At 51.4% G+C, this 13097-nt stretch carries 12 protein-coding genes and 1 riboswitch; of the genes, 10 read left to right on the top strand and 2 right to left on the bottom strand.

The window, feature by feature from the left end; all coding sequences use genetic code 11:
- Positions 1-7: 7 nt before the first annotated feature.
- Together HW447_RS08225 and HW447_RS08230 are read right to left on the bottom strand one after the other, a co-directional pair.
- Positions 8-1564, bottom strand: a complete 1557-nt coding sequence (locus HW447_RS08225; protein WP_176254839.1) for an ABC-F family ATP-binding cassette domain-containing protein — start codon at positions 1562-1564, stop codon at positions 8-10.
- Positions 1565-1678: 114 nt separating this feature from the next.
- Positions 1679-2341 carry a Crp/Fnr family transcriptional regulator gene (locus HW447_RS08230; RefSeq protein WP_176254840.1) on the bottom strand — a complete coding sequence of 221 codons (663 nt, stop codon included), beginning with the start codon at positions 2339-2341 and terminating at the stop codon, positions 1679-1681.
- 93 nt (positions 2342-2434) lie between these two features.
- On the opposite strand from HW447_RS08230, the gene HW447_RS08235 reads away from it, so the two are divergent.
- The 10 genes from HW447_RS08235 to HW447_RS08280 all read left to right on the top strand — a co-directional run bounded on the left by HW447_RS08235 (position 2435) and on the right by HW447_RS08280 (position 13066).
- Positions 2435-3166, top strand: coding sequence for an ATP-binding protein (locus HW447_RS08235; RefSeq protein ID WP_176254841.1), 732 nt, complete (start codon positions 2435-2437; stop codon positions 3164-3166).
- 93 nt (positions 3167-3259) lie between these two features.
- A complete protein-coding gene (locus tag HW447_RS08240; protein WP_176254842.1) occupies positions 3260-4210 on the top strand; it encodes a leucine-rich repeat protein in 951 nt (316 codons plus the stop codon).
- Between the two features lie 56 nt (positions 4211-4266).
- On the top strand, positions 4267-5661 hold the full coding sequence (locus tag HW447_RS08245; protein ID WP_176254843.1) for an aminopeptidase: 1395 nt from the start codon (positions 4267-4269) through the stop codon (positions 5659-5661).
- 126 nt (positions 5662-5787) lie between these two features.
- The gene (gene tig, locus HW447_RS08250; protein ID WP_176254844.1) at positions 5788-7089 is read left to right on the top strand and encodes a trigger factor; all 1302 of its coding nucleotides are present in this window, start codon (positions 5788-5790) and stop codon (positions 7087-7089) included.
- 108 nt (positions 7090-7197) lie between these two features.
- Positions 7198-7782 (top strand): xanthine phosphoribosyltransferase, encoded by a 585-nt coding sequence (locus HW447_RS08255; protein ID WP_176254845.1) that lies wholly within the window; start codon positions 7198-7200, stop codon positions 7780-7782.
- Complete coding sequence (locus tag HW447_RS08260) at positions 7760-8569, top strand: HAD family hydrolase (RefSeq protein ID WP_390470982.1); 810 nt, start codon at positions 7760-7762, stop codon at positions 8567-8569. The genes HW447_RS08255 and HW447_RS08260 overlap by 23 nt, the downstream gene beginning before the upstream one ends.
- A 37-nt stretch (positions 8570-8606) precedes the next feature.
- Positions 8607-10157, top strand: a complete 1551-nt coding sequence (locus tag HW447_RS08265; RefSeq protein ID WP_176254847.1) for a metallophosphoesterase — start codon at positions 8607-8609, stop codon at positions 10155-10157.
- A 19-nt stretch (positions 10158-10176) separates the two neighbouring features.
- Positions 10177-10281, top strand: a riboswitch (TPP riboswitch).
- 63 nt (positions 10282-10344) lie between these two features.
- Positions 10345-11151 carry an ABC transporter permease gene (locus HW447_RS08270; RefSeq protein ID WP_243176248.1) on the top strand — a complete coding sequence of 269 codons (807 nt, stop codon included), beginning with the start codon at positions 10345-10347 and terminating at the stop codon, positions 11149-11151.
- A 48-nt stretch (positions 11152-11199) separates the two neighbouring features.
- Positions 11200-12204, top strand: a complete 1005-nt coding sequence (locus HW447_RS08275) for an ABC transporter substrate-binding protein (protein WP_176254849.1) — start codon at positions 11200-11202, stop codon at positions 12202-12204.
- Positions 12205-12325: 121 nt separating this feature from the next.
- Positions 12326-13066, top strand: a complete 741-nt coding sequence (locus HW447_RS08280) for an ABC transporter ATP-binding protein (protein ID WP_176254850.1) — start codon at positions 12326-12328, stop codon at positions 13064-13066.
- The last annotated feature ends 31 nt before the right edge of the window (positions 13067-13097 follow it).

Consider the following 13097-nt stretch of genomic DNA (forward strand, 5'->3'; position numbering starts at 1 on the left):
CCGCTGCCTATGACAGACGCAGCGCCCAGTCTCTGCAATCCCACACATCCGTTGCCAGCCCCTCATAAAACTCCGGCTCATGGCAGATGAGAAGGATGCTTCCCTTATACTCTTTTAATGCCCTTTTAAGCTCCGCTTTGGCGTCCGCGTCCAGATGGTTGGTGGGCTCGTCAAGGAGCAGTACATTGGATTCACGGTTGATCAGCTTGCACAGCCGCACTTTTGCCTGTTCGCCGCCGCTTAGCACCCGTACCTGGCTCTCGATGTGCTTGGTAGTCAGGCCGCATTTTGCCAGGGCTGACCGTACCTGATACTGGGTATAGGATGGAAATTCCTTCCATATTTCATCCAAACAGGTATTTGTGTTGCCCGGAGCCATTTCCTGTTCAAAATATCCGATGGACAGATAATCTCCCAGAGTTACACAACCGGACAGCGCCGGAGTCAGCCCAAGGATACTCTTTAAAAGCGTGGACTTTCCGATACCGTTTGCACCAACCAGCACTGCCTTCTGGCCTCGCTCCATCACCAGATTTAAGGGGCGCGATAAAGGCTCGTCGTAGCCGATCACAAGCTCTTTTGTCTCGAAAATATATTTTCCGGCTGTACGTGCCTCCAGGAAATGAAACTCCGGCTTCGGCTTTTCCTTTGCAAGTTCGATCACTTCCATTTTGTCCAGCTTTTTCTGCCGTGACATAGCCATATTCCGGGTGGAAACGCGGGCCTTGTTGCGGGCCACAAAGTCCTCCAGCTCTGCAATTTCCTGCTGCTGCCGCTTATAGGCTGCTTCCAGCTGTGCTTTTTTCACGGCGTAGACCTCCTGGAATTTATCATAATCTCCCACATACCGGTCCAAACGCTGGTTTTCCATATGATACACCAGATTGATGACGCTGTTCAAAAATGGAATGTCATGGGAAATAAGGATAAAGGCATTCTCATAGTCCAGAAGATACCGCTTAAGCCATTCGATGTGCTGGACGTCCAGATAATTGGTAGGCTCGTCAAGGAGCAGGATATCCGGCTTTTGCAGCAGCAGCTTTCCCAGGAGTACCTTGGTTCTCTGGCCGCCGGAAAGCTCTGTTACATCACGCTCCATTCCGATCTCGTCTAAACCAAGGGCTCTGCCCACCTCGTCTACCTTGGAATCGATGACATAGAAGTCGTGAGCCATGAGAAGATCCTGGATGGTGCCAAGCTCCTCCATCATCTCGTTCATCTGATCCTCATCTGCTTCGCCCATGCGGTCGCAGATGGTATTCATCTTCGCCTCCATATCAAATAAGGGTGCAAAGGCGCTCTTTAGCACCTGACGGATGGTCATTCCCTTTTCGAGGACTGTGTGCTGGTCCAGGTAGCCTACATTTACATTTTTTGCCCACTCTACCTTTCCCTCGTCGGGCATCAGCTTTCCCGTGATGATGTTCATAAAGGTGGACTTTCCCTCTCCGTTTGCACCCACAAGGCCGATGTGCTCTCCTTTTAAAAGACGGAAGGACACATCCTGGAAAATGGCCCTGTCTCCAAAGCCATGGCTTAAGTGTTCTACATTTAAAATACTCATGTTTCGTTCAAACTCCTTATATCTGCTGTTAAGTGTCAGGCATATTCCAGTCGATTGTACATGAGAACCGGGGCGGTGGCAAGGTTTTTCCGAAAAATGTCCCGGCTTTTGAGGCTAAAGGCTCTGTTTTAGCTGAAAATAGTTCCGTTCTGTTTCCAGTATGCCCTCATCCCGCATCCGTCCAAGCTCCGCCGACATGGCGCTGCGGTCCACACTTAAGTAGTCTGCCAGCTGCTGCCGGTTAAAGGGGATAGTAAACTCTCTGCTCTGATGCACCGCAGCCTGAAAGGACAGATAGGACAGGAGACGCCCCCGGATGGATTTTGGAGAGGTATGGAAAATGCGTCTGGACAGGTTCAGGTTCTTTCGGGCTGACAGAAGCAGGAGGTTTTGAACCAGTCGGCTGTGATGGGAACAGGCCGAGGGACAGGAAGTCAGCACCCGGCTGGCATTTAAAAAGAGGATGTCACAGTTTTCCGCCGCCACGGCGCTGACCATCATGGGTTCGCCGGGTATGCAGGCGTAGGTTTCAGCGAAAACCTGCCCCGGCCCAACGCTGTCCAGAACGCTTTTATTGCCCCAGAGATCGTCATTTTCAATCTGTACCCGGCCTGCCAGCACCAGGCCGATGGAACGGACGGTGTCTCCTGCGTGCAGGATGACAGTTCCTCTGGAAAAGGATTGCTCCTTTGTGCCCAGACATTTTAACATAGCGCCGATTTCTTCTGTGGACGAGCCCTGAAAAAGCAGGGTGCTTTGTAAGAAATTCAGATCCATTTTATCTCCTTTTGTTGTAGAAACAACATACTTTTGGGGTTGATTGTAGTATACTCCGGTCATAAAGTCAAGATTCATGCCGGAGGGAACCATATGATAAGAAGGATTATTCACATTGATGAAGAAAAATGTACTGGATGCGGCCTCTGTGCCGAAGCCTGCCATGAGGGAGCCATTGCCATGGTAGACGGAAAGGCAAAGCTGATGCGGGACGATTACTGCGACGGTTTAGGTGACTGTCTGCCGGCCTGTCCCACAGAGGCCATTTCCTTTGTGGAACGGGAGGCTGCAGCCTATGACGAGGCAGCAGTGGAGGAAAATAAAAAGAGAAAGGCGGCCCATAAAGCAGTGGCAGGCGGCTGTCCTGGAAGCCGGATGCAGCTTTTTAACCGCACCCAGGAGAATGAGACAGATGCCAAAGGGGCTCAGACAGAAGCGTCAGAACCGTATACGGCTCCGGCCTCTGAACTTCGCCAGTGGCCCGTTCAGATCAAACTGGTGCCGGTGAACGCCCCCTATTTTAAAGATGCGAAGCTGCTGATCGCCGCTGACTGCACCGCTTATGCCTATGCCCGTTTTCACCAGGATTTTATGAGGGGTAAAGTAACGATCGTGGGCTGTCCCAAGCTGGACGAGGGAGATTACACCGAGAAGCTGACCCAGATTATTTCCCAAAATGATATTAGAAGCGTAACCATTGTCCGTATGGAGGTTCCATGCTGCAAAGGCCTGGAGCAGGCGGCTGTCAATGCCTTAAAAGCAAGCGGGAAATTCCTGCCCTGGCAGTCAGTGACGCTGTCGCTGGACGGACGTATTTTAGACTAAAGAGAGTCCCCCTGTGTGTATGCACAGGGGTATTCTCATTTCCAGATAAAAAATTATCTTGAAAAAATCCCCCAAAATGGGTAAACTGTTATCATGGAATTATTATATAGGAAAACAACGGATGGGATCTGCCTGGAGCGCTGCTATACCCTGGACGGCGCTCCCGTCCTTCCGGATTATATGGATGGGATGCCGGTAACGGAGCTGGAACGGTATCTTTTTTCACAGACTGTTCGGGGGAGGGAGACACCGCCGGATCATCTGAGGGAGGAACCCCAGCTTTGCGGACGGGCTGTTAAGGAGTTAGCGCTCCCGCAGCATCTAAAAAAAGTGGGAGCCTATGCTTTTTATAATTGCTCTGAACTAAAGACGCTGTCGTTTGGGAGTACGGTGCAGGATTGGGGAGCAGGGGTGTTTACCGGCTGTACAGGTATTAACTCCCTGCGGATTCGGATAGTTCCCGGCAGTAAGTCCTGTTTTAAGGAGGTTTTGTCCGAGCTTCGCCAGGAACTGACTGTGGAATATCTGGACGAGGAAGGACGGCTTCTTGCGAAGCTGATTTTTCCGGAATTTTTCGAGGATTCCGTGGAAAACACCCCGGCCCGGATCATTATGCGAAAGATGCACGGCTGCGGCCATATGTACCGCTATTGTTTTTCAGGGACGGAGTTTTTGTTCAGGGAGTATGACAGGCTCTTTCCCAATGCGGTAATCGTGGAGCGGCCAAAGCTTGTGACGCAGCTGGCCCTTTACCGCCTCTACTGGCCCTATGGACTTACGGAGGAATGGAAGGGAGGGTACTGGGACTATTTAAAACAGCACCCCATGGAAGCCGTAAAAGGGCTTATGACCCGCAGGGAGGATGATATTTTAAGATGGCTTTCCTGCCAGGAGGAGGCAGATGCGTCCTTTTTGGCTGCGGCCCTCAAGGCGGCTGAGAGGGAAGAGGATCCCCAGTCATCCGCCCTGCTGCTGGACGCCGTGCACCGGCGGTTCGGTTCGGAGAGAAGAAAGCAGGCTGCGGCCCGCACCTTTGAGCTTTAGGGATTTGGCTCGGAGTTTTGAAAATGAAATCAATAACCTACAGGAGGATAAACACAATGGCAAACAAGACAGAAGCACAGAAGCTTCAGGAAGAGCTTACCTGGTCCGCGCCTCATATCGCAAAAGAGGCTCCGGAGCAGAAGGAGCAGGCATATAAATACTGTGAGGGCTACAAGGAGTTCCTGAACACAGGAAAGACAGAACGGGAGTGTGTAAAAGAGGCGGTTAGGATGCTGAAGGAGGCAGGCTACAGGCTGTTTGACCGCTCAGAAACCTATGCGCCCGGTGATAAGGTATATTTTGTAAACCGGGAAAAGGCTGTGATCGCCACTACCTTCGGAACGAAGCCTTTAAAGGAAGGACTGCGCATCAACGGTGCCCATATCGACGCCCCCAGACTGGACTTAAAACCCAATCCTCTTTACGAAAAGGAAGATATCGCCTACTTTAAGACTCATTATTACGGTGGAATCCGCAAGTATCAGTGGGGAACCGTGCCGCTGGCGATCCACGGAGTAGTGGCAAAGAAGAATGGAGAACGGATTGAGATCTGCATTGGAGAGAAGGAGGATGAGCCTGTATTCTGCATTACAGATCTGCTTCCCCATCTGGCTGCCAAGCAGAATGAACGTCCCTTAAAGGATGGCTTAAAGGGCGAGGAATTGAATGTGATCATGGGTTCTGTGCCTTATGAGGGAGAGGATATAAAGGAGGCTGTAAAGCTTACGGTTCTGTCCCTGCTAAATGAAAAATACGGCATCCGGGAGAAGGATTTCTTTCGTGCGGAGTTTGAACTGGTTCCGGCAACCAAGGCAAGGGATATCGGCCTGGACCGCAGCCTGATCGGCGCATACGGCCAGGACGACCGCGTGTGTGCATATACAGCTCTTACAGCGGAGATCGACACAAAGAAGCCGGTGCATACTACGGTGACGATTCTTACGGACAAAGAGGAGATTGGTTCTGAGGGCAATACAGGCTTAAACTCCGACTATGTGCTCCATTACATCGAGGATCTGGCAGAGCAGGAGAAGGTGGCTGTGCGGGATGTATTAAGAGCCTCTCTCTGCCTTTCCTCCGATGTGAATGCCGCATACGATCCCACCTTTGCGGACGTATTTGAGAAACGCAACGCCAGCTACATCAACAAGGGATGCGTTCTGACAAAATACACCGGAGCAAGAGGCAAATCCAGCTCCAATGACGCCAGTGCAGAGACCATGGCAAAGGTGATCGGAATTATGGAGGACGCGGGAGTATACTGGCAGGCAGGAGAGCTTGGCGCGGTAGATATCGGCGGCGGCGGAACCATTGCCAAGTATGTGGCTCATATGGATGTGGACACAGTGGATCTGGGAGTGCCGATTCTTTCCATGCACGCTCCGTTTGAACTGTCCTCCAAGCTGGATGTATACAATACATATAAGGCATTTAAGGCATTTTATGCATAAAAGGCTTTTTTTTCACGGCCTTGTATGGTATAACTATGTACAGCGTCTGCCTGTGCTGTCTGCGGATGAGAGATCCGCAGATGGAACGCAGGCGAAAATAGTATGAAATAGAAAAGGGAAACCATTATGAAAAAAATTGCATTATTTTGTCTGTGCAGTCTTGCGTCCATGTCTATTCTGGCAGGATGTTCCGGCAGCGCCGACGGTAACGTTAATCTGGGGACCGTGACTCTTTCTGAGTACAAGGGAGTGAAGATCAATGTAGCCGCCCCTGAGGTGACAGATGAGGAAGTGGATGCAAAAATCCAGACAGCTTTAAAGCAGAACCCCGACCTGGTAGAGGTAGACCGGGCCGCACAGGACGGCGATACAGTGAATATCGACTATACAGGGAAAAAGGACGGAGAGACGTTTGACGGCGGCACTGCAAGGGATCAGGATTTAAAGCTGGGTTCCGGCACGATGATCGACGGCTTTGAAAGCGGGCTGGTCGGCGCAAAGAAAGGCGATACAAAGACGCTGGATCTGACCTTCCCGGAGGACTACAAGGAGCAGTCCCTGGCTGGTAAGGAAGTGGTATTCGAGGTAAAGGTCAACTCTGTAAAGGAGCAGCAGGACGCACAGCTCAATGATGATTTTGTGAAGAAAGTATCAAATGATGAGTATCAGACTGTAGACGAGTATAAGGCAAGCATCCGTGAGAGCCTGCTGGAGCAGAAGCAGGCAACCGCAGAACAGCAGATGGAGGAGGATGCCCTTCAGAACGTGGTTGACAGCTCCCAGTTTAAGCTTTCCAGAAACGGCCTTTCCGTCCGCTACAATCAGATGGTAAAGCAGTATACGGATCAGGCTAAGACATACGGCATGACCTTTACTCAGATGGCGCAGGCAAACGGCATGAGTGAGCCAAGCTTTAAGGAGTATATTTACGCAACTGTAAAAGAGGCCGCCAAGAGGGAACTGACAGTAGAGGCCATTGCTGCAAAAGAGGGCCTGGATCAGCTGACCGATGAGGACAGAGAGCTGTTTGCCCAGGACAACGGTATGTCTAAAGATACTCTGGTAAGTATGTACGGCCAGGAGAATGCGGATGAATACGTACTCCAGGATAAGGTGATGCGTTATCTGGCAGAGAATGCAGATAATGAGGCAGAGAATCCGGCAGCTGTTTCCGAACGGGTGTTAGAGACTACAGAGGCGGCGTCCGAGGAGGGCAGCGAGGCAGCAGATACCACAGAGGCGGCATCTGAGGAGAGCAGCGAGGCAGCAGATACCACAGAGGCGGCATCCGAGGAGAGCAGCGAGGCAGCACAGACCACAGAGACGGCATCTGAGGAGAGCAGCGAGGCAGCAGATACCACAGAGGCGGCATCCGGGGAGAGCGGCGAGGCAGCACAGACCATAGAGGTGTCCTCTCAGGCAGAATAAACAGAACATACCATATAAAAAGGGTGCGCGCCAGGGATTTACGGCGCGCACCTTGTTACAAAAAAATAACCCCAGGGGGGCTGCGAGTGAATCAAGGAGGATACATATATGCAGATCTTAAAAGACCGGATCCGCAAAGACGGAAAAATCAAAGCCGGTAATGTTTTGAAAGTAGACAGCTTTTTAAACCATCAGATGGACATCAAACTCTTCGGGGAGATCGGAAAGGAATTTAAACGCAGATTTGCTGACACAGAGGTAAACAAGATCCTTACCATCGAGGCCTCCGGCATTGGAATTGCCTGCATCGTAGCCCAGTATTTTGACGTGCCGGTGGTATTTGCCAAAAAGACCCAGACAAAGAACATCGCAGGAGAGGTCTATACCACAAAGGTGGAGTCATTTACCCACGGAAGAGTATATGATATCATTGTTTCCAAAGAATTTTTAGGCAAAGGGGACAAGGTTCTTCTGATCGATGATTTTCTGGCAAACGGCAAAGCGTTAGAGGGGCTGGCAGCGCTGGTAAGAGACTCCGGCGCAGAATTAGTGGGAGCCGGCATTGTCATCGAAAAGGGATTCCAGGTAGGCGGCGATCTGCTTCGCTCAGAAGGGATCCGTCTGGAATCCCTTGCGATTGTGGACAGCATGGATGAAGAGGCAGGAACCATTGTATTCAGGGATGACGAGTAGAGATATGAAAGCATTATTTTTTGATATTGACGGCACCCTTCTTTCTGAAAAGACCAGGCAGGTTCCAGAAAGCGCGAAGGAGGCCATTAAGGAGGCCAGGCGCCGGGGACATCAGGTGTTTATCAACACAGGCCGGGTGTACTGCCATCTGGCCCAGATCCGCTCTCAGGTAGAAGCCGACGGGTATCTCTGCGGATGCGGAACCTGTGTGGTGGTTCACGGTGAGATCCTGTACCGCCATGCCATTCCCCATGATAGGGGGATGCAGATTAAAAGGGATATTGATGAATGCGGCCTGGACGGTGTATTAGAGGGAACGGAAGGCTGCTATATCCACAAGACGCCATCCAGGATCCCAAAGGTAGAGGAGTTAAAGCAGGCTCTGGCAGACAGCGGCTGCATAATCCCCCATTACTGGGAGGAGGACGGTTATGTCTTTGACAAATTTTATCTGGGAGCCGATGAGAACAGCCGGCCCATGGAATTGTTCGGGCGTATGAAGGACATTGAGGTCATTGACCGGGGAGACGGCTTTTATGAGTGTGTGCCCAGAGGCCATTCCAAGGCAACTGCCATTGACCAGGTATTAAAGCACTGCGGCATCCGTCTGGAGGATGCCTATGTGTTTGGAGACAGCAGCAACGATCTGTCCATGTTCCGCTATGCTTCCAACTGTATTCTTATGGGCAGCCACAGTCCGGTGCTGGAGCCCTACGCCTCCTTTGTTACAAAGACCGTGGAGGAAGACGGAATTGCTTATGCCATGAAGGAGCTGGGGATCATATAGATCCCGGCCTGGAGCGCAGAAAGCAGGGAACAAGGAAATGAAACGAAAGACCTGGATCTTAAGTGCCGTGATGTACGTCATAGTCGCTATGGCGTGCTTTGGGGTGCTGCACCTTTTAAAGAAAATGACCCATCCCCAGGAGCCGTTTGAAACATCCGCCCAGGAGAGCAGTTCCCGGTCTGAGGAACATGGGGAGCAGGAAACAGAAACGCAGGAGGAAACACAGCCTGCAGAGTCTGAGACGCTAAAGAGCAGGGAGGCTGCTCTGGAACGGGGCAGCGGCTATAGCGGCTGGAAAAAGGAACTGCCCGGTATCTTTCCGCCTCAGCCGGAGGAAACGCCCTATGAGCCGCCTAAGCTGATTCTGGCAACGGATCTTCATTATCAGAGCGCTTCTGCCGACGATGGGGGAGAGGCCTTTCAGCTTTTTGTGGAGCGGTGCGACGGCAAGGTGGTGGAATATCTTCCAGAGCTTCTGGATGCCTTTATGGATCAGGTAATTGAGGAAAATCCTGCGGCTCTGGTGCTCAGCGGCGATATTACCATGAATGGGGAAAAGATCAACCATGAGGAACTGGCTGAGAAGCTAAAAAAAGTTCAGGATGCCGGTATTCCCGTATTAGTTATCCCCGGAAATCATGATATTAACAACACCAATGCCTCTGTGTATTTTGGAGCAGAAAAGACGCCGGCGGATCCGGTGACACCAGAGGAATTTTACAACATTTACCATATGTACGGTTACGATCAGGCTATCAGCCGGGATGAGGCCTCTCTAAGCTATGTATACCAGCTGGATGAAAAGAACCGCCTTCTGATGCTTGACACCTGTCAGTATGAACCCAAAAATCTGGTAGAAGGGCGACTGAAGGAGGAGACTCTTCAATGGGCCGACGAGCAGCTGAAAAAGGCGAAGGAGGATGGGATGAATGTTCTTCCCATCGGCCATCACAATCTTTTGGCCCAGAGCCGGATGTACACAACGCAGTGCGCCATGGACAACAATGGAGATGTGATTGAACTGCTGCAGAAATATCAGCTACCTTTATATCTAAGCGGCCACCTTCACGTCCAGCGTATCCGCAAGCACAAGGCGGAGCCTGGAGTGGCGGACAGCGCTTATGGCATTATGGAAATTGTCACCGACGCGTTGAGCATACCTCCCTGTCAGTACGCGGTACTCCAGTGGAAAAAGGACGGGAGTATGGAATATGCCACAAAGGCGGTGGATGTGTCTGCCTGGGCGAAGCGCACCGGCAGCGGGGATCCCAATCTGCTTGATTTTGAGGGCTGGTCAGAGCAGTATATACAAAAGCTGATCATTGACCAGATCCGGGGCGTGGTAAAGAACCTGGGAGACGAGGTGGAACATTCCATGGCGGAGGTTTACGCCGCAGTGTATATTGACTATTATGCGGGACGCGAGATCGACGCAAAGGGCGTCAGGAACTCCAAGGGATATCGGTGGTGGCAGAGGAATATGCCTGACAGCTATCTGATCCGGGAGCTGGACGCCATGATCGATGACTCGGATCGGGATAATAACTATATGCTGCTGCCGGAATTACAGAATGCAGCAAAGGAATAGTATAAGCTTTGAAGTATTTATAAGAAAACAGGGGAGCCTGTATACAGGCTGAGAGGAAATTTGTAATTTCGACCCATAACCTGATTTGGATAATGCCAACGTAGGGAAATACAGAGTAAAGAATGGTTTTGGCCTCTGTCCTGCGGGATGGGGGCTTTTTGCATGACGGCAGAGGAGGATGATGAGAATGAAGGAATGGAGAGGACGGGCGGTTTTGGTGGGGGGAGCTATGGGGCTTTTAGCGGTGTGGGAGCTGTCAGTGAAGATCTTTGGCATTCCTCTCTATGTGCTTCCCGCTCCTACGGATGTGGCTGCCGCTTTTGGAACAGAATGGGAGACGCTGGCGGGCCATGGGGCAGTAACTACGCTGGAGGCTCTGGCTGGAATCGGGATATCCTTTATTCTGGCGCTGGCGCTGGGGATTCTCATGGACTGGTTCCCGGCGGTAAAAAAGGGCGTTTATCCTCTCCTGGTGGTGACGCAGACGGTGCCTATGCTGGTTCTGGCACCGATCTTTATTATTTATATGGGCTTTGGCATTGGGCCGAAGATCCTGACTGTGGTGCTGATGTGCTTTTTCCCGGTTGCAGTCAGCTTTTCTGACGGTCTTGGCAGGGTAGATGAGGAATATGTGCATCTTGTCCGTTCCTGCGGCGCAGGCAAATGGGGCGCTTACCGGCTGGTAAAGATCCCCGCGGCTTTGCCGTCCCTTCTGTCAGGGCTTAAGGTGGCCGCGACTTACAGCATCAGCGGAGCTGTGGTGGGAGAATGGATCGGGGCGCAGGAAGGACTTGGATATTATCTGCTGCGGGTGAAAAACGGATATATGCTGGATAAGGTATTTGCCTGTGTGGCAGTGATTATCGGTCTCAGCCTTTGTATGAACGGGGCCGTAAGGCTGCTTGGGCGGCTGTGGCTGCCCTATGAGAGAAAGCATAAGCCATACCGCAGATACAGCGGCGGGATGGACAATGAGGCATCCGGCAGGATGTAAGTGTATCCGAAGGTCACAGGAAACGTTTATAAAGGAGGAAAATGTATTATGAGAAAGAATTGGAAAAGTATGGTAAAGATGACGGCGGCAGCAGCCATGACGGCCGCTTTTGCGGCAGGAATGGCCGGATGCGGGAACCGGGCGGAAACCTCCCTTGAGCCTGTTACAGTAATCCTGGATTACGTTGCCAACACGAATCATACGGGGATGTACGCTGCTCTGGATCAGGGATACTATAAGGAAGCAGGTCTGGATGTAAATATCATCGAGCCTACGGAGGGAGCCACCGCAACCCTGATCGCCGTGGGGAAGGGTGATTTTGGAATCAGCTATCAGGAGGATGTGACTGTGGCGCGTACTTCACAGGATCCCCTTCCCATTAAGGCAATCGCAGCTCTGATCCAGCACAATACGTCAGGCTTTGTAACCTACGCGGACAAGGACATTCATTCTCCCAAGGATTTTGAGGGGAAAACCTATGCAGGCTGGGGCGGCCCCGGTGAGGAGGCAGTCTTAAAAGCGGTGATGGCCAAGGATGGAGGCGACTTTTCCAAGCTGAACATGGTAATCTCCGACGGTTCCGGTTTTGAGGCGCTCAAAGACAAAGCAGATATCATGTGGTTTTTTGAGGGCTGGGACAATGTAAAATGCAAACTCAGCGATTTCCCCATTAACTATATGGAGCTTCGCCGGCTGGATGAGCGTCTGGACTACTATACCCCGGTGATCATAGCCAATGAGGATACCTTAAAAAACAAACCGGAAATGGTAAAAAAATTCCTGGCTGCCACAGCAAAGGGCTATGAGTACGCAATCAGGCAGCCTCAGGAAAGCGCCAGGATCCTTCAAAAATACGCGCCTGACTATTCTCTGGAAATGCTTACCATGTCTCAGGAATATCTGGCAGGCAAATATATGGAGGACACAGATCGTTGGGGTTCCATGAAGGACTCTGTGTGGGATAATTACACGGACTTTATGGTGGAATACGGCGTGATCGACAAGGCGGTTCCGGCTGGGGAGTGCTATACCAACGAATTTCTTCCGCAGTAAAGGAACCATCCGCTATAGGAGGGCAGCCTTCGGCCGGGTATGTGATTCACTGATGGGGCAGAGGAATGACTGCAAGTGCATATAAAAAGGAGGAAGCAGGCCTGTTTTCCTGCAAGAGATAATGAAATTAGAGATTTCCGGTCTTACATTCAGCTATGAAAATAAGAAAATACTAAACGGTCTGGATCTTTCCATTAGGGAGGGTGAGTTTGTAAGCCTGTTAGGCCCGTCCGGCTGCGGCAAATCCACTCTTTTAAAGCTTCTCACCGGTGTGATTTCACCGGAGGGAGGCCAGGTATTTGCAGATGGCCAGAGGATCCGGGGGATTACGGAGCATTTCGCCTATATGCCTCAGAATGACCTGCTTTTCCCGTGGAAAACCATTTTGGAAAATGTGTGTCTTTACGGCAGGATCCACGGCGGACTGGAGCAGATGAAGGGCGAGGCCATGGCCCAGATGGGTGCATTCGGTCTTAAGGGGTATGAGAATGAATATCCCTCGGCTTTGTCGGGAGGGATGCGTCAGCGGGCAGCATTTTTAAGGACCCTGCTGTGCCATGCGGATATTCTGCTTTTAGATGAACCCTTTGGAGCGCTGGATGTGATCACGCGGGGGGAGATGCAGGACTGGCTTTTGGGAGTTCGGGACAGAATGAATCGAACGGTGCTTTTAGTGACCCACGATATAGATGAGGCGATCTATCTCTCTGACCGTATCCTGATTCTGGATCCTGCCACGGGAAAGACAGGAAGCGAAATCGTGATCACCGAGGCCGAGCGAAGCCGTGACTGGCTTTTTCGTCAGGGAGAACTGCGTCAGCGGATCTATGGGGAGATTATGGGCGGCGGGAAAAATGACTAAAGCGCACGGACTGGGGGATTTTTGTCGGATT

Origin of the sequence: Enterocloster alcoholdehydrogenati (genome assembly GCF_013282095.1) — a bacterium.
GTDB lineage: Bacteria > Bacillota > Clostridia > Lachnospirales > Lachnospiraceae > Enterocloster > Enterocloster alcoholdehydrogenati.